This window comes from Paraperlucidibaca wandonensis (assembly GCF_042677145.1).
GTDB lineage: Bacteria > Pseudomonadota > Gammaproteobacteria > Pseudomonadales > Moraxellaceae > Perlucidibaca > Perlucidibaca wandonensis.
In genome coordinates, this window is record NZ_JBHTIT010000001.1 from 938140 (window position 1) to 960071 (window position 21932).

Below are 21932 nucleotides of genomic sequence, written 5' to 3' on the forward strand. Positions count from 1 at the left end.
GCTGGCAGCTACTTTATCATGGCCAAGTACTAAAAATGCAGAAGGAGCTTCCGTAAGCTCCTTCTGATCGATCAAGGCTTAATTGCTACGCACTAAGTCGGACCTCCACATCCAGCATTGAGAATATCAGTGGGGTCATTCGTAGCTCTACCTAAACCACTTCGAGTGACGCTATCTAGCTTGGTGAAGTCAATAAAACCTGTGCCTTTACGCTGTCCTATCTTTGCGAATGCGACAGAAAACTCTGTTGGATCACTAAAATTATCAAAGTCTAAAAACTGTCTATCAAAAACGCCCGAGTTTAGAAATCTTGAGTAAGTTTTTTTATCGCTATCGTACCCAAGTAGTTTATAAAGCTTTTGAGCATTTCTATTTTCATCGAAAAAATCAAGAGCAAGCTTGTCACACTTTTTAAAGCGCTTATCACTACTTTCATCATCACTAATAGCAGTTAGCTTAATACCATCTATGGATGCAATATCAGCATTTATTAATGAATCAATAAGTACTTTTTGTTTATCCGTATAACTCTCCGCTAACAAAGAGGAGTTCCGGCCACTACCCTTGACTTGCTCAATTCGCCAGGCAACAATATTATTCTCCGCAAAGCTAATATAAATCGATAGTTTCGAGCTATCCTCAAGCATGTATGACGCTATATAGCGCATCAGCTTGCCTTCATTTGCCGGCTCTATCTTAAAGTCATAGCTACTAGCAGCTGGATCAAAAACCAAAGGTCCAGAAGCTGCATCCTCATCAACTTTTATAATTCCGCTTGTTGAAATTGAAACTTTAATATCTGCATTAACAGGAGGGTTACTTACTGTTTGACTTGGAAGATTGTAATTACTCTTCAAAACAAACTTAGGCACATAAGACCCAGCAAACGGCTTAAGCTTAGCGACAGGATCATCCTTCACCTCTGCTGCTTTAAGTTGGCCAATAAATCCTGGAGTACCACCACCTGATTTCGATTTACCAATGTTAATCTCATTAAATATGCCAAGCTTATTATCAGAGAGTGCATATTCAATATTGCCATCGAGCCAAATTATTTCAGGCAAGTGTGGAGTTCCTCCAGCAGATAAAGTTCTGTTAAATGGGTTACTAAGCCTTTTTGAATTAACTGTAAGCGAGTTATCGGCACCAACAATTGCTATTATCTCTTGCCCTTCAGTAAAGCTGCAGTCAGAGCCACAGCCTGTGCCACCACCCTTCTTGAAATTTAAATTATAGGTTTTGACTAGCGAACTATGAACAGTTCCAGCCACTGTGTCGCTACCCGGCGTTGTTGTGCCCCCACCTGTCTCTTTTGGTGGTGCATCAGGAAAAACTAGATCAGCATCAGGATTAGCAATAACGCTGGCTAAAATATCATCATAGATTTTGCCACTATCGTTGTTAAGCCCTTTTTTAAAGGCCTCTAGTAAATCGTCGTAAAAATTACCCTTTGCTGCTGTAAATCGTGCATTAATTGGATCGAATGAGTCTCCGGTAGCCAAGTAGCCACCAGTGACCAATGCAGTCTTAAGCTTGGCAATAGCAGCATTCATCTCACTCGTTAACTCTGCTTTATTACTTTCAGACACATTAGAAAAATAATCTGATGGATTACCTCTTGCGGCCATAGCCAAGAGCAAATCTGTAAATGGCGTGATGTTTACTACCCCAGGACCTGCGGCATAGCTATTCAACACGGATGCTGGATCGCCATTACGAATCTGTACTACGCAGGGGAAAGCTGCAGCAGGCACAGTCGCAATACTCCAAGCACCAGTTGTGGAGGTAGGATTTGCATTATAGGTATTGCCATCACTGCACTTTGCATCAACATCACCACCAACAATCGGTGCACCAACAGCAGCAACACCGCTTAAGCTCGGAGCCGCTGCGCTACCGCCACCTCCGCCACAAGCAGACAGTAGCGCCGCTGCACTGAGCGATAGCACTAACGCTGAGGGGTTAAGTTTAAACATTTGCTTATCTCCAAACCTAAATTGACCTCCAAAGTCTAGTAAGCTTTGACTTTTATATGCCCCCGCAATCAGGGGGGTCAGGCACAATAAATATTATGACTTCACAGCCAAAACTACTTTCAGTCGCACCGATGATGGATTGGACCACGCGCCATGCGCGCAATTTCCTGCGCCTGTGTAGCCCTCAGGCTCGGCTTTATACGGAAATGGTCACCACACAGGCGCTGGTCTACGGCGATATCCCGCGGCATTTACGTTTTGAGGCGCTTGAACACCCCATCGCGCTGCAGCTTGGTGGCAGCGACATCAAAGACCTCGTACATTGCGCCAAACTGGGTGAAGACTGGGGTTACGACGAGATCAACCTCAATGTCGGCTGCCCTTCCGACCGCGTGCAGCAAGGCCGCATTGGTGCCTGCTTAATGGCAGAGCCTGCATTAGTGGCAGATGCGTTAGCGGCGATGCAAGCAGCTGTGCGCGTGCCGGTGACGGTAAAACATCGCATCGGCATCGATGGCCTAGAGCATTTCGATGACCTACTAAACTTTGTCGATACCGTAGCAAGCAAAGGCTGCACTCACTTCATCGTACACGCGCGCATTGCCATCTTGGCGGGCTTAAGCCCAAAGGAAAATCGTGACGTGCCACCACTACGCTACGAAGACGTTTATCGCTTGAAAGTGCTGCGGCCAACGCTGACTATCGAGATTAATGGTGGCATTAAAACGGTGGATGAGATTGCGCAGCACTGGCAGCATACCGATGGCGTAATGATCGGGCGTGAGGCCTATCAAAACCCCTATTTATTGGTTGAGGCGCAGCGTCTTTGGGGTGTAACGGAGCTGCCATCACGTGGCGATATCATCCGTGCCTACGAGCCTTTTGTAGCGCGAGAATTGGCCAATGGCGTCGCGCTAAAACAGATGACACGGCATATTTTGGGCCTATTTCATGGCCAGCCGGGCGGTCGTCGCTATCGCCAAATTTTGAGTAATTTAGCCCCAGATGCTGGGCTTGAGGCATTACACGCAGCCCTAGCTGCAACCGGAGAAGAATAAAATGGCAACACCGCTACAACAGCTGATGGCTTGCACCACCGTGGTCGCCGACACAGGCGATATCGATAGCATCATTCGCCTAAAACCTGTCGATGCCACTACCAATCCATCCTTAATTTTAAAAGCAGCTAGCACGCCGCAATACGCCGAACTTATCGATCAAGCATTAGCAGCAGTGAAGCAGCTACCTGCATCAGCACAGTTGCCAGCCGCACTTGAAGCCGTATCAGTGGCGTTTGGCGCGGAAATTCTCAAGCACATCCCCGGTGTGATTTCGACCGAAGTTGATGCGCGCTATTCCTTTGATATTGCCGCCACACTAGCGCAGGCACGACGAGTCATTGCGCAATATCGCGCACTAGGCATTAGCCGAGACCGCGTGCTAGTGAAAATCGCCAGCACTTGGGAAGGTATATGCGCCGCGCGCCTGCTCGAGCAAGAAGGCATACGTTGCAACCTCACTTTGCTGTTTAGCTTCACACAAGCACAGGCCGCTGCCGAAGCTAAGGCCACGCTCATCTCGCCTTTTGTCGGGCGGATTTTAGATTGGTATGCCGCAAAAACTGGCGAGACATACACAAGCGAGACCGATCCCGGTGTGTGCTCAGTAAAAGCGATTTATGAGTACTACAAAGCCGTTGGCCACGACACTATTGTGATGGGTGCGAGCTTCAGAAATACCGGTGAAATCCGTGCATTAGCGGGATGCGACAAGCTCACTATTGGCCCGGCTTTACTAGATGCATTGGCGAAAGAGTCTGAGCCTCTGACTGCGCAATTAACTGCAGAAAGCATAGTGCCGCGCCCTCGCCTAGCTGAACTGACTGAAGCTAATTTCCGCTGGCAGCTTAATCAAGACCCCATGGCGACAGAAAAATTGGCAGAGGGCATACGTTTATTTGCAGCAGATTTAGAAAAACTAGAAGGCTTGCTGGCAGCGAAACTCGCTTAAGTGAAAGGCTGGACGCTGCTGCTCAATCGCGGCAGCGTTTCTCGCTTTCTAGGGCATCGACCAAGCTACGGAAAGCTTCCGTGTTGGATTCGTTTAAGCTCATCAATGTGCGGTGAGCATCAATCACTTGCTGAGTCACCGCGTCTTCGCTGATATCGCCAATAATGGGCAATTCCTCAAGGCTGCTGCTCAAGGCCGATGATGTGCGCAACATGCGAAAGACTTTATCAAAGCCCATGCTGAGCAAAATGCGTTCGATATCGGGGTTGATACAGAGTAAAACCGGACGACCTAAGCCACGCTGCTTCAGTATCACGGCGATGCGAGCGAGCAAGCCTAAAGCGGTAGAGTCGATGGCTTCAGTAGTGGTGAGATCGATGAGCACGGCGCGAAGGCCCTCATCTTCTTTGATACGCTGGTCGACAAAGCTTTCCAGCGCGGTGCAGGTCGGCACACGCACATCGCCAACTAGCTTTAATACATAAGTGCCGTTTAATACGGCGTATTGCATCTTGCAGGCGTCCATGGTCACTCGTCGCGCGTAATCATCAGCAGCGCAATATCATCGGGCAGATCTTTAGCGGAAGGAAGACCTAAGCGCATATTTAAAGCCTCAAAATCATTTGTCGCAGCGGCTACATGTGCTTTCAGCAAAGCTTCTTTGCTGGGCAGATCACCGGTTGGCATGATCTCAAGGATACCATCTGAGAGCGCGACAATGGAGAATTGTGGCGCTAACTCAACGATATGTTCCTCGAATTGGGCATCGGCAAACAAGCCAAGCGGCAAACCATTGCCCAAGAGCGCTGTTACCTCACCACGCTGACACAAAAATGCCGGCGGATAATGCGCGCCTAAGGCGTAGGTCAGTGTCTGCTTATTAGTGTCGATGACGCCGCAAAACACTGTCAGGTGCTTGCCGGTCTCAAGCGCGCGTAGCTCTTCGTTCATTGCGTGCATCAGTTTCGCTGGCGACAATAAAGACACTTTCGTGCGCTTTTCAAAGTGCCGCCGGATGCGGTTGGTCAAAGTCTTTAAGAACACTGTGACAAAGGCGCTAGAGGCACCATGACCCGAAACATCCGCCAAATAAAATGCAGTACGACCAGGACCCAAGCTGAAATAGTCGACAAAGTCACCCGACAAAAACAGGGATGGCAGAATGACATGATTCAGCGTTAAGCCATTGGTTTCGTGTGGAGTTGGTGGCAGCAACTTGCTTTGTACTTGGCGGCCTGCGCGCTGATCGTACTCGAGCAGCTGCAAGCTTTTTTTCAGACGCTCATTGCTGTCTTCGAGTGCGGCGCGGTAATGCTGATTCTCTAGCCGTAGCTGACGGCGTTCAAGTGCTCGCTGCACGGATAAATGCATGATGTCTTGATTAAGCATGTACTTCATCAAGAAGTCGCTAGCACCTTCCTGCAGGCTGGAAATTGCTTGATCTAAAGAGGCGGTTTCGGTAACTACAATCACTGCCGTTTCTGGCAGCTCATGCAGTAAAGCGCGGAGCAATTGCGAGCCGTTGCTCAAGTTTAACGTTAGCTCACCCAGGATCAGTGAAGGCTTTAGCTCACGTGCTAAGGCAAAGCCTTCATCGGCATCGCCTGCAATCTGCACGCTATACCCATCGTGCACTAGCCAATCTTTTAAGCGATGCGCCAAAAAATCATCCGCATCGATAACCAGGATAGGCCCTGGCGGCACAAATTTCATTGCGCGGCGGGCTCGCTCTCGAAGTCATCATCTAAAAATGGGTCGGACGTAACGACACCATCGGCGATATCAAAAGCGCGAACCTGTAAATAATAGTCTCGAATGAAGTTATAACGATCACCCTGCACCAGCTTCTCCGCCTTCATCAAGTCGGCTCGTGTATCGACTAAGTTCAACGCTAAGATGCCGTAAGCGACATCGGTGTTCATATAGGCGCGCGGGTCAGCTGGAGCATCACCGAATCGGCCAAAAAAATCACGAACAGTGCTTGGGCCAAGCAAAGGCAACATCACATAAGGTCCCTGCCCAACACCCCATACCGCCAAGGTTTGGCCAAAATCTTCATCTGTGCGCGGCATGCCCATCTTCGCGCCGATGTCGAAAATGCCTGCTAGGCCTATCGTTGAGTTAAACATAAAGCGTGATGTAGTTGCTGCCGCTGCAGCCGGCTTACCTTGCAGTAGCTCGTTCACCAAGGTGATGGGCGACAATAGGTTTCTCAGGACGCGCGTAATGCCGTCATCCACAGGCTGTGGCGTGACTTTTTGATACGCTTTGGCCACTGGCTTGGCAACGTATTGATCAACCGTGTCATTGAAGCGATAAACGCCACGGTTAAAACCTTCCCATGGATCGGTATCGTCGGCGCTAGCTGCAACGGGCAGTAGCGAAGCGAAGCCAATGGCGACCAACAGTAAACGTCCTGTATTTTTCATTAGATGAATCCTTCTAAGCAAAATTAGCAGCGGCGAACCAGCACACTACCAATCGAATATCCCGCACCGAAAGAGCAAATAACGCCAACGTCGCCAGTTGCTAAATCGTCGCGATGACGATGGAACGCAATGATTGATCCGGCGGAGCTGGTATTAGCAAACTCATCCAAAATCACCGGTGCATCATCGCGATTAAATTCGCGACCAAGTACACGCTTGGCGATCAACTCATTCATGCTGAGGTTGGCTTGGTGCAACCACAGGCGTTTCAAATCAGACACCGCTAAGCCGCAATCGTTACTGTGCGAGACGATTTGATCGGCAACCATGGGGCAAACTTCTTTAAAAACTTTGCGGCCTTCTTGCTTAAATAGTTTATCGCGGGCGTCTACGCCGGTTTCATCACAGCGGTTTAAGAAGCCGAAGTTATTGCGAATGGCTGATGAAAACTGGGTGTGTAAGCGCGTGCCAATGACTTCAAATGCATCTGCTGAGGTGCAGGTTTCTGCTAGTTCCACAACGATCGCAGTGGCCACATCGCCAAAAATGAAGTGGCAGTCGCGGTCGCGCCACTCAAGGTGAGCCGAGGTAATTTCTGGGCTAATCACTAGCACGCAACGAGCGGAGCCACCACGAACGGCATCTGCCGCTGCCTGCAAGCCGAAAGTGGCTGAGGAGCAAGCTACGTTCATGTCATAGGCATAACCGCCAGCGCCTAAGGCTTGCTGAATTTCAATGGCAACGGCGGGATACGCGCGCTGCATATTGGAGCAAGCCACAATAATGCCATCGACATCGGCGGCTGTTTTGCCGGCACGCTTTAGCGCATCGATGGCGGCTGCAACACCAATCTCGGCTTGAATGCCGATTTCGTCATTACTACGCTCTGGGATAGCTGGGAACATCCGCTCAGGGTCAATAACACCTGATTTATTGACGACATAGCGCGATTTAATGCCCGATGCCTTCTCGATAAACTCGACACTCGATGGCGCTAACGCGGTCACGTCGCCGCTGGCGATTGCCGCAGCATTGGCTTCGTTAAAGCGCTCAACATAGCTGTTAAAAGAAGCCACGAGTTCGGCATTAGAAACCGACTCACTGGGCGTGAATAAGCCAGTCCCGCTGATTACTACCTTTTGCATAACGCCCCCAATCACCTGAAATGAAAAAACACGCCAAAACAAAATGGCTATAAAAATCCACACGATGAGCCAGTGTATCGCAGCGCGCTCGCGCACACCAAGCCCGATGCGGCAAAATTGTCATCAGGCCGTCTGCTTAATGTGTTAGCGCTTGCCAAAGCTTAGCAAGCCGCTTCGCCGACACGGGCTCGGCTGTCTTCATCGGCTGCGCAAATAAGGAAATCCGATACTCCTCAAGTAGCCAGCGATACTCATCTAGCGCAGAAGCATCGCCGCCGCGCTCTTTAGTGCGCTGAACTAACGTTGCCCATTGCTGCCAAAGCCCTTGTAGCTCAACACTGGCAAGCTCATCACGGCCAATATTGTGTGGCAACTTCTCTAATCGTAAGCACGCCGCGTGCAAATAACGCACGTAATGTCGCCAGCGTGGTAACGGACACTGCATCATAAAGTTCGACAGATCCAATGCCTCGAGCTGGCTATGCAAATCCTTTAATGCCAAACCGTAGACTGGCTGAGAGAGGCCTTCTATGGCGCGATAGGCTTGATGCGCTTTGCTGAAAATATCGTTAAGCACGGGCAACTGCTCAAGCGCCGCCGGTACCAGCAAAGCTCGTATCCGCTTGAGCTCACTTTGGAAGGCTTCATTTGTACGCGGCATAGCAAGCGTTTGCGCTAACAAGTGTCGAATAACGCTAAGCGTAAATTGCTGCTCAAGCGCTGCTTGCGGCAACCATCGCGCCGATTGCAACAACAAGCCCGCAGACTTTTTCAGTGCGGAGGCGATAGTTTTTTGCTCGCCAGCACAGGCTAGACGCATGAGCTCAGCGACACCGACCTCATGCGCTTGCTGCGCTTGCGCTGCGTTAGCCATTAGTTTTAGTGCCAAGCCTTGCGGCCCTAGCTGCAGGGCCGGAAATGCGCGCGCGGGCATGCCATCAACATCGGTATCGATGGCTTCGGGTAAGTCCGGAAAGCTCCAACTAGCAATGTCTGAACGCTCCCACTGCCGCCGTGTTTCGGGCGCACTGCCGGTGGCAGCTTCAGGCTGGCTCGATAAAGATATACGGAGCTTTGCGATATCTCGAGCAGTGGCCAAGACTTGGCGGCTAGCGCCAACCACCGCCATATTGAACATAAAATGTGGTGCTAGCTCGACTTCATCCCATACGGTGCGCTCAATCAGGACGCCGCGTTGGCGTAAGGCCGCAGAGAGGGCCTGCCTAAGATTGCCCTCGGCAAAGTCGAGCTGATCGACCAGTTGTGCAGCGGTATCTGGCAATGGCACTAGTTGGCGGCGATAACTTTTCGGCAAACCACGCAACATCGCCTCAATTTTATCGGCGAGCAGGCCAGGCACTAGCCAATCTAGGCGATCTTCCGACACTTCATGCAGTAGGCCGGCAGGAATGCGCAAGGTAACGCCGTCGGCATCATGGCCAGGCTCAAAGTGATAGCTCAACGCCAGCTCATGACCGGCAATGGCAATAGTGTCGGGAAAATCTTGCTCAGTATTTTCAGCTGCTGCTTTCGCCAATACATCTTCAGGGGTGAGAAATAGCACCTTAGGCTCTGTCTTTTCAATGCTATGGCGCCAATCTTCAAAGCTCTTTTGACTGGCGACATCAGCCGGAATACGCTGCTCATAAAAGCTATAAAGCGTGTGTTCATCGACCAATAAGTCGCGACGGCGGGTTTTGTCCTCAATGCGCGTGACATCATCGATGAGCGCTTGGTTATGCTTAAGAAACGCCGCTTTGATGCTGATATCGCCAGTCACCAAGGCATCGCGGATAAAGATTTCACGCGACTCAACACGAGCAATAGGCTCGTAATTCACCAGCAGCCGTGAATGCAAAATAAGTCCAAACAACGCTGACTGCTCATAGGCCATAACCCTGCCCTGTTTGCGGCGCCAATGCGGCTCCGAATAGCTGCGCTTGAGCCACGGCTGCGCCAAGTGCTCAATCCATTCCGGCGTAATTTTCGCCACTAAGCGCAAATAAACACGATGAGTTTCCACAAGTTCCGCCGCCATAACCCACGGCGGGCCTTTTTTGCTGAGCACTGAGCCGGGGAAAATTAGCGCCTTTTGATTACGTGGCGCTTGGTATTCACGCTCTTCGGTTTTATGCGCAATTTGCGAAAGTAGGCCAGTGAGCATGGCACGATGTATTGGCTCATAGGGTGCAGGCTCACGATTGACTCTTAGATTCATGCGTTCGCATTGCTGCGTGAGTTGGCGATAGGTCTCGCGCCACTCTCTTAAGCGCATCCACGACAAAAAATGCTTGCGAGCAAACTCACGGCGCTGACGCTCAGTCAGTTCAGATTTCTGCTCGGCCAAGACCTGCCATAAATTCACGAAGAATAAGAAATCGGAATCTTCATGGCGAAATTGCGCATGGCGCTCATCGGCGGCTTGCTGCTTATCGTGCGGACGTTCGCGGGGGTCTTGCACGGACAGCGCAGAGACAATAACCAGCACTTCATGCAAAGCACCAAGCGGTGCGGCGGCAATGACCATTCGCGCCAAACGTGGGTCTAGCGGCAGCTGTGCCAGCTGTTTACCAATGGCAGTGATGCGCAATTCAGCATCGAGTGCACCGAGCTCATCGAGCAGGCGTAAACCATCATTGACTAAGCGGCTATCGGGCCTATCTAAAAATGGAAAATCATTGATGTCGCCAAGTTTGAGCAGCTGCATCTGCAAGATAACAGCGGCTAAGTTGGTACGCTGAATCTCAGGGTCTGTAAATTCACGGCGGCCAAGAAAGTCAGCCTCGCTATAAAGCCGAATGCACAAGCCCGGCGCGATACGACCGCAGCGGCCGGCACGCTGGTTTGCGCTAGCCTGTGACACGGCCTCAATAGGCAAGCGCTGCACTTTCGAGCGATAGGAATAGCGGCTGATGCGGGCAAAACCGGGATCAATGACGAAGTGAATATTGGGCACGGTCAGCGAGGTTTCAGCCACGTTAGTCGCAATAACGATGCGCCGACCTTTGCCCTGCGAAAACACTTTCTGCTGTTCCGCCACCGATAAGCGCGAATACAACGGCAATATCTCGCAATGCGGCGGGCCAAAACGGCGCAAGTTATCGGCTAGTTGGCGAATCTCACGCTCACTGCTAGCAAACACCAAAATGTCGCCATTAGCACGCTTATGCTCACGCTCATAAGCGATACATTGGTCGACCGCTTCTACCACAGCTCTCGGCAAAGCTTCCTCGATCAGCTCATAGCCATCGTCTTCATCGCCGCCACTAGGCTCGGCACTGATCGGTGCATACATCATCTCAACCGGGAAACTTCGACCTTCAACAATGAATACTGGCGCGCCGGTGAAGTGCTGACTAAAGCGCTCAACATCAATAGTTGCCGACGTAATGATGACGCGTAAATCAGGGCGTTGAGGCAAGAGCGTTTTTAAATAGCCCAAGAGAAAGTCGATATTAAGGCTGCGTTCGTGAGCCTCATCGATGATTAGTGTGTCGTATGCACGTAGCAGTCGATCGCGCGAAAGCTCGGCAAGCAAAACGCCATCGGTCATTACTTTGAGATAGGTCTCAGCCGCAGTTTGATCGCTAAAGCGCACCTTAAAGCCAACGCCCTGCCCCAGTGTCGTGCCAAGCTCATCAGCAATACGTTGCGCCACCGTGCGTGCGGCAATACGCCGAGGCTGGGTATGGCCAATCATGCCGGCACGCCCACGACCTGCCGCCAAGCAGATTTTCGGCAGCTGTGTGGTTTTCCCTGAGCCCGTTTCACCGGCGACAATAATGACTTGATTGCTTTCGATAGCCGCTTGCAGGCGCTCGCGCTCAGCCAATACCGGCAGATCGCCAGACCAGTCAATATTTTCGGGAATGACGCGGGCTAAAGCAGACGGCAAAGACAAAAACAACACCTCACTAAACACGGCAGATAAAAAAAGGGGCAGCCTAAGCCGCCCCTAATATTGAGCTCAAAGACTACTGATCGCGCAGTTCGCGACGCAGGATTTTGCCCACGTTAGTTTTCGGTAAATCGGCACGGAATACGATAGAGCGCGGTACTTTATAGCCTGTGAGGTTGCTGCGTAAATGCTTCATCAGCGAGTCCTCGGTCAGCGCTGGATCTTTACGTACAACAAACAGCTTCACCACTTCGCCTGACTTCTCATCAGGAATGCCAACCGCTGCTGCTTCCAATACGCCTGGGTGGGCGGCCGCGACATCTTCGATTTCATTTGGATAGACATTGAAGCCAGAGACCAAAATCATGTCTTTAATACGGTCAACAATACGCAAATAACCATCAGGCTGAATCACCGCAACATCGCCAGTTTTCAGCCAGCCGTCTTCAGTAATAGTTGCGGCAGTGGCTTCCGGCAGCTGCCAATAGCCCTTCATGACCTGTGGGCCACGAACGCAGAGCTCGCCAGCTTCACCTAAGGGCAGCTCTTCGCCATTTTCAGAGATCACTTTCAGCTCAGTGCTTGGCACTGGCATGCCAATGGTGCCGATCTGAATTTTTGACAAAGGATTGAGCGTGACCACAGGTGAAGTTTCTGTCATGCCAAAACCTTCACAGATTTGGCAACCAGTGATTTCCTCCCACTCCTCTGACGGCTTAATCTGCATCGCCATGCCACCAGCAACAGTTAGCTTTAGCGATTTGAAGTCGATCTTACGGAACTCAGGGTTATTCATCAGGCCGACAAATAACGTGTTAAGGCCAGCCATTGCGGTAAAGCGCCATTTGCTCAGCTCTTTCACGAATGCTGGAATATCGCGTGGGTTGGTAATGAGCACGGTGTGGCCGCCAAGCTCCATCATGCCCAAGCAGCACACAGTGAAGGCGAAGATATGATAGAGCGGCAATGGCGCAATCATGATCTCTTTACCAGGCTCAAACGTTGATGTGAGCACGGCACGAATTTGCAGCAAGTTGGCGACTAAGTTGGCGTTGGTCAGCATCGCGCCTTTAGATACGCCTGTTGTGCCACCGGTGTATTGCAGCACGCATAGGTCATCGGGTTTGGCCGTATGGTCTACAGGTGCACGGTTGCGGCCTTTCGCTAATGCCGCGTTAAGCTTGACCGAACCGGGCAACGAATACGCCGGCACCATTTTCTTCACATGCTTAACTGCGGCGTTAAGAATCCAACGCTTTGGCGCAGGCAGCAAATCAGCCAGCTCAGTAACGATGACATGCTTAATGCCGGTTTGGCCGACAACCGCCTGGGCCATATAGCCAAAGTTTGCTAAAACAACTAGAGCTTTTGCGCCAGAGTCATTGAATTGATGCAGCATTTCACGTTCGGTATAGAGCGGATTGGTGTTGACCACGACAAGACCAGCACGCATCGCGCCAAAAACAACTACTGGATATTGCAATACGTTGGGCATTTGCACAGCGATACGGTCACCGGCTTTCAAGTCCGTGTGTTGCTGAAGATAGGAGGCAAAGTTAGCGCTGAGTCTGTCGATATCGCTGTATGACAGTGTGCAGCCCATATTTGAGAATGCTGGTGCATCGCCAAAGCGATGGCAGGCTTCGTGGAAAACCTCCAACACTGAGCTGTAGGCCTGAGTATCGATGCGATAAGGGATATTTTCAGGGTATTTGTCTTTCCAGAAATCAGTCAGCATTGACGGGCTCCAAGTAGTTTTTATTGTCAGTTCGATGATGCAAGTGAAGCTGGCCATACCGAAGGGTCTTCGGTGAATACCAAACTACAGGTATCGTGCGCGGCAGCAGCCACAACGCAGCGGCATGAGAGCCACTCATCGCGGCGGAAAGCATACACTGAGATGCTATCTCCGGCAGCATATTGTGCTATCCGTTTGTCCCAATTGGCTGCATTTACTCGCAAATTATCGAGCGCAATGATCACATCACCCGCTGATAGGCCTGCCGCTGCCGCTGCGCCAGATGGGTCAACGACGCGTAATTGCACGCCGCCATCATCAGCTGACTGTGTGCGTACGCCCAAGCTAACGCTATTGGCAGCGCTAAGCGTAACCTTCGCGCCAGCATCTTCGAGCAGACTTTGCCATGGCAGTTCCTCTGTACTGTGCAAGGCTTGCTGTAAAAACTGCTCCGCGGCGCTGCCGAGTTTGCTAATTAATACATCGGCAATATTTTCGTTGCTAACGCCTTTAAGCTCTCGCCCATAACGCTGCCACAAATCGCGCATAACATTATCTAAATCATGATCTTGGGCGCGCAACATAAGGTCTAAACAAAGCGCCATAACCGCACCCTTAACGTAGTAACTGACCACTACATTGGGTGTGTTTTCATTTTGCTGATAATACTTGGTCCACGCATCGAAACTTGAGTCCGCCAAGGTTTGCACTACCCGCCCTGGTGTTTGTAAATGCCGAGTAATGTTTTGACTCAGCAATTTGGCATAGGCCTCTACGTTAATAACACCGGAGCGCAGCAAAAATTGATCGTCGTAATACGAGGTGATGCCCTCAAAAAACCATAGCAGCTCGGTGTGTACGGGTTGGCGCAAATTCGGCGCAACCATGACGTCAGGCTTTAGGCGCTTCACATTCCAACTATGAAAATACTCATGGCTGCATAGGCCTAAAAGCTGCGTATAGCCCGCGCTGGGCGCATTTGGCTCATTTGCACTGGGAAGATCATCGCGATTGCAAATCAAACTTGTCGAGCTGCGATGCTCTAGGCCGCCATAGCCCGAGCCAACCACTCGCAGCAAGAAAAGATACTCACTGAATGGCGCTGGCTCTTCAAAGAAGCGTATTTGCGTCTCACATATACGCTTCAAATCATTGATTAAACGCGGAGTATTTCCTCGATGAGCACCGGTAATGGCAATCGCATGCGGCACACCATCAACATCAAAAGCTTCGTAATCAAAGACACCTAGCTCGACAGGGTGATCAATAAGCTCGTCGTAGTTCGCCGCGCAATAATCACCGAAACCCAAAGGCTCAGCGCCGGCGCGAGTTAGCGTAGTAGCAACACGCCATTCGTCAGTATTCCCCGACACCTCAGCGCCTTGTGGCTGCTCAATCGTGATCGTTACTGGTCGCTGCTCTTGGCCAGCAACTGCAAGAAATAGCGAAGTGCCATTAAAGAAGCCACCAAACTGGTCGAGCAAGGCGGTACGAACCGACATATCCCAAGCGTAAACACGGTAGCGCACAAGCAGCTCACCGACGACAGGAGCGCAGCGCCATGATGACTTGTCGATAGCGGCTATCGAGACGCTCTGACCATTGCGAGTGAAAGCCTTTAGCGGCGTTAGATGGCGTGAGAAATCGCGGATCATATAGCTGCCAGGAATCCAGTCGGGCAGCCATAGCACTTGACCAGTAGCGTCAGGCTCGGCGATGGTTAGGCAGATATCGAAATAATGTGATGCAGGATGTGCGGAACTCACGCCATAATGAATCGTGTTCAGCATAAATCCTCCATAAAAATAATCAGTGGTGAGGCAGCTTATATGAAGAGCGTTAGCACACAACAGCGAAGCGGCCCCGAATTTGAAGGTGTGAGCTTTGTTTTAGCCGAAGATGGCCATGAGATCCCCCTACGGCACTGGCCAGTTGAACACCCCAAGGCATTAGTGCACATAGCGCACGGCATGTCGGAGCACAGCGGTTGCTATGCCGATACTGCCGCCCGCCTCAATGCCGCAGGCTATGCCGTGATGGCGCATGACCATCGCTGCCATGGCTTATCGGTGCCTATCGAAGCTCTAGGCGAGATTAGCGACACTCAGCATTGGGAAGCCGTTTGTGCCGATATGCGCAGCGTTAATCGTTATGGAAAATCTATTTATCCCGATGCTCCATGGGTTTTACTCGGCCACTCCATGGGCTCGTTTATCAGCTTAGCTTTTGCTGAGCGCCACTCACAAAATATTGACGCGCTGATACTGCAAGGCAGCAATTACGAAGCACCATGGTTTACGTGGTCCGCGCATTGGTTTGCCAAATTTGAATGCTGGCGCCAAGGTGAAAACAGCCGCAGTCCTATCATTCACGCGCTGACGTTTGGTAAGTTTGCCAAAGCTTTCGGCACCGATAACACCAGCTATAACTGGCTGTCACGCGACAATACCTTCGTGCAGCGTTATACCAATGATCCGCTCTGCGGCATCACCTGTAGCAATGGTTTTTGGCGCGACTTTCTCGTTGGGTTAAGCCGAACGCAGCGCATGAGTAACCTACGTAAAATCCGCAATGACTTGCCGGTGTATTCATTTGCTGGCTCAAAAGACCCTGTTGGCAACGATGGCATCAACGTAGCCATTCTAGATGACAAGCTTGAGACCGCAGGCTTAATCGATGTCACCATGAAGATCTACGAAGATGCTCGCCATGATCTCTTCAACGAGACCAATAAAGACGAAGTTTACGAGGATTTGTTGAGTTGGCTAGATGACACACTGCTGCGTGTTGCCCAGCCTGCGTGTGAGCTCAAACCGCAGCAAGAGCCCACCGCATGGTTGGCAGGGAACGGCTAAAGTACTAGGCGGTCGCTAAAAACTGGCGACCGCTTATTTCGTAGCCTTCATGGCTGCACGAATTTGCTCAATACGATCACGGTTTGCGTCAAAATCGTAATAGCCAATACGTGACGACGAACGCACATCTACGCGCTGACCATCGGCCTGCATGGCAAACTCAACATCATCGACAAAACCCATTAACGACGACGTGTATTCGGCATAAAGATAAGCAGCGTCTTGCTTAACCACTTTTGCGCCCGACATATCGGCAATAACAGCGGCCAAACGCGCCATATAACTGCCCTTGTCGCCAACAACCATTAACGGCGCAATAGCTTTTTTATCACCCTCCACCGCTTGGCTACCCACCGCATGCGGCGCTGATGGCAGCGGCGCTAACTGACCATTTTCGTTGACGCCTAAGTTCGCCGGACGCGAGCCAGACATAAGGCCAGCCGAGGCATTCAAGCTCACGCCAGACAATGCAATCGCAGCAACTATCAGCAACTTTTTCATGGTTATTTACTCAAGTAGCGCATGGCATCTTCGATGCCTTTTAGCGTTAGAGGATGCATTCGTTGATCAACTAACTGCAAGGTCATTTCAGTCGACTGTGTCATTTTCCAGTGCTTTTCTGCTTCAGGGTTAAGCCAAACCACTTTGTCGAAATGGTTGGTTAAACGCTGCATCCAAAGTGCGCCGGGCTCTTCATTGAAGTGCTCAACCGAGCCGCCCACCGAGGCAATTTCATACGGCGACATACTGGCATCACCAATGAAAATCACGCGATAGTCTTTGCCGTATTTATGAATAATGTCGTAAATCATGGTGCGTTCGCTGTGGCGCCGCATATTGTTTTTCCATACCGACTCATAAATGAAGTTATGAAAGTAGAAAAACTCGAGATGCTTAAATTCGGTTTTAGCGGCCGAAAAAAGCTCCTCGCAAATGCGCACATACGGGTCCATCGAGCCGCCAATATCAAAAAACAGCAGCACTTTGACGCGGTTTTTACGCTCTGCCACTAAGCGAATATCGAGCATGCCGGCGTTGTGAGCGGTATGGCGAATGGTGTCGTCGATGTCGAGAATTTCTTCCGCACCTTGGCGAGCAAAGCGGCGCAGACGGCGCAAAGCCAGCTTGATATTACGAATGCCAAGCTCGACATTGTCATCGAGATTACGAAAGTCGCGCTTTTCCCAGACCTTCACCGCACTTTTATTGCGCGATGGCCCAGCCATGCGAATGCCTTCAGGGTTAGCACCATAAGCACCAAACGGCGACGTGCCACCGGTGCCAATCCATTTATTGCCGCCCTGATGACGCTTCTCTTGCTCTTGCAGACGCTCCATGAATTTCTTCATCAGCTCTTCAAGCGAACCAGACTTTTGCAGTTCAGCCATTTCCTCTGGCGATAGCTGTTTCTCCAGCTCTTTGCGCAGCCATTCCTCAGGAATGCTTTTGCTCAGAAAATCGGCCGATACGCCTTCTAGACCATCAAAAAAAGCCTTAAAAGCGCGATCGAATTTGTCGTAATGGCGCTCATCTTTAACCATGCAGACTTTTGCCAGCTGATAAAACGCCTCGCTATCGGCATAGACCAAGCCTGCTTTCAACGCGGCATTGAGATCGAGCAGCTCGCGGATGCTCACCGGCACCTTATGCTCTCGCATGGTCTCAAAAAAATGGACTAGCATCGCCCTCTCCTAGCGTTAAGCATCGGCGTTAAACGTCGTCTGGTGTTAGGCGTTTTCACGGCGATTCATAAAGGCTAAACGCTCAAGCAACGCCACATCGGCCTCGTTTTTCAGCAAGGCTCCGTACAGTGGCGGAATGGCTTTGCGCGGATCGCGATTACGCAGCACATCTTCAGGGATGTCATCGGATAGGATCAGCTTGAGCCAATCGATCAATTCAGAGGTTGTTGGCTTTTTCTTCAAGCCCGGCACTTTGCGCAAATCAAAGAAAATATCCAGCGCCTGCTTCAGCAGCGTGCCTTTGATGCCAGCGTGATGTACTTCGACAATCGCCTTCATGGTCTCAGCATCGGGGAATTGGATGTAATGGAAGAAGCAGCGACGCAAGAAAGCATCGGGCAGCTCTTTTTCGTTATTTGAAGTGATGATGACAATTGGGCGATGTTTAGCCTTGATGGTCTCGCCAGTTTCGTAAACGAAGAACTCCATTTTATCGAGCTCGGTGAGCAAGTCGTTGGGGAATTCGATATCAGCCTTGTCAATCTCATCGATCAGCAACACTACGCGCTCATCGGCAGTGAATGCTTCCCAGAGCTTACCTTTTTTGATGTAGTTGCCGATGTCGTGCACGCGTTCGGTACTGAGCTGCGAATCACGCAGGCGCGATACGGCATCGTATTCGTAGAGGCCTTGCTGGGCTTTGGTGGTGGACTTGATGTGCCACTGGATCAAGCGTGTGCCAAAGGCTTCAGCGACTTGCTCAGCCAATAGGGTTTTGCCTGTGCCTGGCTCACCTTTAATCAACAAAGGCTTTTGCAGCGTCACGGCGGCATTTACGGCCAAGGTTAACTCGGGCGTGGCGATGTACTGATCAGTTCCAATAAATTGCATATCTATTCCTATCGCTAAACGTTAAACCGCGTCGTCGCGCGAAATCGCGGCATCGACAACTAAGACTATTCCCGCCACTAAACACCAAGGCAACAAGGCTTTTACTGCTCCTACGGAGTTGTGTGCGAGCAATTCAAAAAACAAGGTGATAGTCGCGGGTAATACCGCTAGCTGACCGTGTTGCAAAGTAAGCGTTGGCGTAAACACAAGCACCGCCAATAACAAACGCGATATGCGCTTGAGCTGGCTATCACCACGCAAAAATAGGCTGCTAGCCAACCACCACACTATAACGGCCGACACCATATATAAAGCCCACATGGCCAAGGTAAATTCAGGCTCAGTCATCGCTAGGCTCCTGTGGCTCGCGGCTCTTATGCCTCCATGCCGGCATTTGGTCAGAGTTAATTAGCCATGGCTCGCGTGGTGGTGGCATTTGTAAATAAAACCCCTGCGACTCAATTTGGCTCAGCACTTGCGCGATGTCAGCACGTGCTAAAGGCCGCTCGACAGACAGCATGATGTCAGTGACATGCACTGGCGCACCAAATTGCGTTAACAAGGCCTCAGGCAAACGCTTCAAGCCTTCTGCCTTTAAGGTGTAGACATACATTTCGTCTTTTTTGCGGCTTTTGTAAATTGAACAAAACACACGACTCATTGCGTTATCTCGATTTCATGCTGGCTTGGCGCAGTGCCGACCATTCGTCTAGTTGCGCCTGATGTGCATTTAGCACCTCGGCGATTACAGGTGACACATAGGGTGCACGCCAACCACCGAGTTGAGCAAGTGCATCGGCAATCGAGGTGTCGACTGCTTGCAGCACGATGCGCTCAGCGAGGCGTTTACGCCAGAGCACTTCTAGCGGCATGGATAAGTCATCTGCGACTGCTTGCATGGCGCGCTTGAGGGCATCGAAAAGCTTACTGGCTTCACGCGGCAATGGTACTGCTACTGGCGTCGGCCATGCGTCATTGCTGGCAGCGGCTTGAGCGATAATCGCAAGAATTTCTTCACCATCTTTGCGCGCAACACGCGGATTAAGCTCGCTAATACCGCGGAAATCCTGTGCTTGCTTGGGCAGGCTGTGAGCCATCTCAAACAGCGACAACGGTTTCAATAAATGCCCACGCGGCACATCGCGGCGCATCGCCTCGGTTTCGCGCCAGCGCATCAGCGCCTGCAAAACAGCGCTTTGTTGGCGCGATAAACGCCACGCATTGCCGTGGCTACGCCAGATTTCATCAGGGTTAATAGCATTTGGTACGCGGCAAACCTCAGCACACTCGGCATCAAATAAATGCCAGAGATCTTTTGCCTGCAGGCGTTCACGCACAGCCTCATATAGCGCAGGCAAATGCCGAACATCGAGCGCGGCATAATTTAGCTGCTGATCGCTGAGCGGTCGCGCTAACCAATCGGAGCGCGAGGCATCTTTAGGGATGTCGATATTTAAGACTTGAGCCAGGGCTTTTTGATAACCCAACTGCAAACCTTCACCAAGCATGGCTAAGCCGATTTGCGTGTCATGCACTTGCCCGACAGCACCATCGCTATAGGGCGTTAGCACTTCCAAATCTTCGGAGCAGGCATGCATGATTTTTAATGGCCCAGCCGCGCCCAGCAAAGGCGCTAGGCAGGCTAAGTCATCAATGGCGACAGGATCGACGAGCATTTCGCCGTGGCCATCGCCAAGTTGTAGTAGGCCCAGTATGGGATAAAACGTGTCGACCCGAATGAACTCGGAGTCGATGGCCAGCGGTTGGGCGTGCTGCCAACGCGGCAAACTCTCGGTGAGCGCGCTGGCAGAGGTTTGATGAATAAATTCGGGCACTAAAGATCCAGTTGTTTGGCTATCACTTCGTTCATGATCTCATAGGTGCCGCCGCCAATGGAGAGAATCCGGTTATCTCGATACAAACGTTCAACCAAAGACTCGCGCATATAGCCCATGCCGCCGAAAATTTGCACGGCTTCGGTGGTGACAAAATCGCTAACTTGAGTGGCAAAGTTTTTCGCCATCGACACTTCTTTCAGCGAAGGAATGCCTTCACTCATACGTGCTGCCACGCGATAGGTGAACTCACGACTAGCCTCTAAGCGTGTCGCCATATCAGCGAGCTTATGGCGAATGATCGGCATACGACCTAAATGCTTGCCAAAAGCTTCGCGCTCTTTTGCCCAGCGCAGGCTTTCTTCCAAGGCCAGCGTTGACGTCATGTTGGCCATGATTGATAGGTTCAAACGTTCCATTTGAAAGTTGCTCATGATCAGCAGAAATCCGGCATTTTCGCTGCCGATCAAGTTGCTTGCTGGCACTTTTACATCATCAAAAAATACTTCAGCGGTATCAGATGCCCACCAACCCATTTTGCGCAATGGTTTGCCAGTTGAGACACCGGGTGCATTGCGGTCAATAACCAATAAGCTGATGCCGGCATAGCCAGGGCCGCCTGTACGCACGGCAGTAACGTAGAAATCGGCACGAATGCCCGAGGTGATATAAATTTTGCTGCCATTAACGACATAGTCGTCGCCAACACGCTCTGCGCGCGTTTTTAATCCAGCAACATCGGAGCCGCCTGATGGCTCAGTAATTGCCAACGCAGCGATCATTTTGCCTTGCAGTGTTGGCACAGCGTAGCGCTGGCGAAGATCGTCGCTGCCCCATTTCACGATGGGTGGTAAGGCAATATCAAGCGAGCCAAGGCTGGCAGCAAAGCCACCAGAGCCAGAGCGCATAATTTCTTCGGTCATGGCGATTTTTAAGAAAATATCTTCACCTGTGCCGCCTAACTCTTCGGGATAGCCAACACCGAGCAAGCCTGCATTAGCGGCTTTTTCATAGATTTCGCGCGGGAAAGTACCGGCCTCTTCCCAATCATTGATATGCGGCAGTACTTCGCGGGTCACGAATTGGCGAGCACTGTGGCGGGCTATTTCATGAGTTTCATTAAAATATGAGGGATAAAGTGACATGACAGACTCCAAAATCGCCGATCGAAATAACGGCGTGACCGAGCGGTTCTATCATTCATTACGCACCTTCTCAAGAACTACTTTTATTGAGTAATGCCCTGCACTAAAAAGCGCTCAATATCGAGAGCCGAAAATGGCCAATACAGCGCGGCGCCCTCACCATGGCGCAGCACAGGAATACGCTCGCCAAACTGCAGGCAAAGCGCATCATCGAGCGCAATATCGATGTATTGCCATGCTATCGGCCGCACCAGGCTAAGCTGCTTGAGCACGCGTTCAGCGTCATCGCAGAGATGACAGCCAACAGTGCCTAGCAGCTCAAGCACGC

19 protein-coding genes are annotated in these 21932 nt (G+C 51.0%); 3 read left to right on the forward strand and 16 right to left on the reverse strand.

Going from position 1 to position 21932, the window contains the following annotated elements; all coding sequences use genetic code 11:
• Nucleotides 1-92: 92 nt before the first annotated feature.
• Nucleotides 93-1976: a hypothetical protein gene (locus tag ACFQ0F_RS04385; RefSeq protein WP_379069504.1), complete on the reverse strand. Its 1884-nt coding sequence runs from the start codon at nt 1974-1976 to the stop codon at nt 93-95.
• 95 nt (nt 1977-2071) lie between these two features.
• On the opposite strand from ACFQ0F_RS04385, the gene dusA reads away from it, so the two are divergent.
• Nucleotides 2072-3034, forward strand: a complete 963-nt coding sequence (gene dusA, locus ACFQ0F_RS04390) for a tRNA dihydrouridine(20/20a) synthase DusA (RefSeq protein WP_340674745.1) — start codon at nt 2072-2074, stop codon at nt 3032-3034.
• 1 nt (nt 3035) lies between these two features.
• The gene (gene tal, locus ACFQ0F_RS04395) at nt 3036-3986 is read left to right on the forward strand and encodes a transaldolase (RefSeq protein WP_340674746.1); all 951 of its coding nucleotides are present in this window, start codon (nt 3036-3038) and stop codon (nt 3984-3986) included.
• A 22-nt stretch (nt 3987-4008) separates the two neighbouring features.
• On the opposite strand, the gene ACFQ0F_RS04400 is transcribed toward tal, so the two are convergent.
• From ACFQ0F_RS04400 to ACFQ0F_RS04430, 7 genes are all read right to left on the reverse strand, one after another.
• Complete coding sequence (locus ACFQ0F_RS04400; protein WP_340674747.1) at nt 4009-4512, reverse strand: STAS domain-containing protein; 504 nt, start codon at nt 4510-4512, stop codon at nt 4009-4011.
• A gap of 2 nt (nt 4513-4514) precedes the next feature.
• Nucleotides 4515-5699, reverse strand: a complete 1185-nt coding sequence (locus ACFQ0F_RS04405) for a PP2C family protein-serine/threonine phosphatase (RefSeq protein WP_340674748.1) — start codon at nt 5697-5699, stop codon at nt 4515-4517.
• Nucleotides 5696-6415 carry an MlaA family lipoprotein gene (locus tag ACFQ0F_RS04410; protein WP_379069509.1) on the reverse strand — a complete coding sequence of 240 codons (720 nt, stop codon included), beginning with the start codon at nt 6413-6415 and terminating at the stop codon, nt 5696-5698. Before ACFQ0F_RS04410 ends, ACFQ0F_RS04405 begins: the two co-directional genes overlap by 4 nt.
• A 23-nt stretch (nt 6416-6438) precedes the next feature.
• Nucleotides 6439-7560 (reverse strand): beta-ketoacyl-ACP synthase III, encoded by a 1122-nt coding sequence (locus ACFQ0F_RS04415; RefSeq protein ID WP_379069512.1) that lies wholly within the window; start codon nt 7558-7560, stop codon nt 6439-6441.
• A 136-nt stretch (nt 7561-7696) separates the two neighbouring features.
• On the reverse strand, nt 7697-11461 hold the full coding sequence (gene hrpA / locus ACFQ0F_RS04420) for an ATP-dependent RNA helicase HrpA (RefSeq protein ID WP_379069515.1): 3765 nt from the start codon (nt 11459-11461) through the stop codon (nt 7697-7699).
• A 73-nt stretch (nt 11462-11534) separates the two neighbouring features.
• Entirely contained in the window at nt 11535-13193 is a 1659-nt protein-coding gene (locus tag ACFQ0F_RS04425) for an AMP-binding protein (protein WP_379072100.1), read from the reverse strand.
• A 29-nt stretch (nt 13194-13222) separates the two neighbouring features.
• Nucleotides 13223-14986: a M61 family metallopeptidase gene (locus ACFQ0F_RS04430; protein WP_379069518.1), complete on the reverse strand. Its 1764-nt coding sequence runs from the start codon at nt 14984-14986 to the stop codon at nt 13223-13225.
• A 39-nt stretch (nt 14987-15025) separates the two neighbouring features.
• Here ACFQ0F_RS04430 and ACFQ0F_RS04435 point away from each other — a divergent pair, with 39 nt between their 5' ends.
• On the forward strand, nt 15026-16051 hold the full coding sequence (locus tag ACFQ0F_RS04435) for an alpha/beta fold hydrolase (protein WP_379069521.1): 1026 nt from the start codon (nt 15026-15028) through the stop codon (nt 16049-16051).
• A 33-nt stretch (nt 16052-16084) separates the two neighbouring features.
• Here the strand turns inward: ACFQ0F_RS04435 and ACFQ0F_RS04440 are convergent, their stop codons facing one another.
• From ACFQ0F_RS04440 to ACFQ0F_RS04475, 8 genes are all read right to left on the reverse strand, one after another.
• Nucleotides 16085-16552, reverse strand: a complete 468-nt coding sequence (locus ACFQ0F_RS04440; protein ID WP_340674755.1) for a DUF1499 domain-containing protein — start codon at nt 16550-16552, stop codon at nt 16085-16087.
• Between the two features lie 2 nt (nt 16553-16554).
• Complete coding sequence (locus tag ACFQ0F_RS04445) at nt 16555-17733, reverse strand: vWA domain-containing protein (RefSeq protein ID WP_340674756.1); 1179 nt, start codon at nt 17731-17733, stop codon at nt 16555-16557.
• Nucleotides 17734-17778: 45 nt separating this feature from the next.
• A complete protein-coding gene (locus ACFQ0F_RS04450) occupies nt 17779-18636 on the reverse strand; it encodes an AAA family ATPase (protein WP_340674822.1) in 858 nt (285 codons plus the stop codon).
• 9 nt (nt 18637-18645) lie between these two features.
• Nucleotides 18646-18972 (reverse strand): hypothetical protein, encoded by a 327-nt coding sequence (locus ACFQ0F_RS04455; RefSeq protein ID WP_340674757.1) that lies wholly within the window; start codon nt 18970-18972, stop codon nt 18646-18648.
• A complete protein-coding gene (locus ACFQ0F_RS04460; protein WP_379069526.1) occupies nt 18965-19285 on the reverse strand; it encodes a YcgL domain-containing protein in 321 nt (106 codons plus the stop codon). Before ACFQ0F_RS04460 ends, ACFQ0F_RS04455 begins: the two co-directional genes overlap by 8 nt.
• A gap of 4 nt (nt 19286-19289) precedes the next feature.
• Nucleotides 19290-20459 (reverse strand): ribonuclease D, encoded by a 1170-nt coding sequence (locus ACFQ0F_RS04465; protein ID WP_379069529.1) that lies wholly within the window; start codon nt 20457-20459, stop codon nt 19290-19292.
• Nucleotides 20459-21604: an acyl-CoA dehydrogenase family protein gene (locus ACFQ0F_RS04470; protein ID WP_379069532.1), complete on the reverse strand. Its 1146-nt coding sequence runs from the start codon at nt 21602-21604 to the stop codon at nt 20459-20461. The genes ACFQ0F_RS04465 and ACFQ0F_RS04470 overlap by 1 nt, the downstream gene beginning before the upstream one ends.
• 83 nt (nt 21605-21687) lie before the next feature.
• Nucleotides 21688-21930 carry a glutaredoxin family protein gene (locus tag ACFQ0F_RS04475; RefSeq protein WP_340674761.1) on the reverse strand — a complete coding sequence of 81 codons (243 nt, stop codon included), beginning with the start codon at nt 21928-21930 and terminating at the stop codon, nt 21688-21690.
• Nucleotides 21931-21932 lie beyond the last annotated feature (2 nt).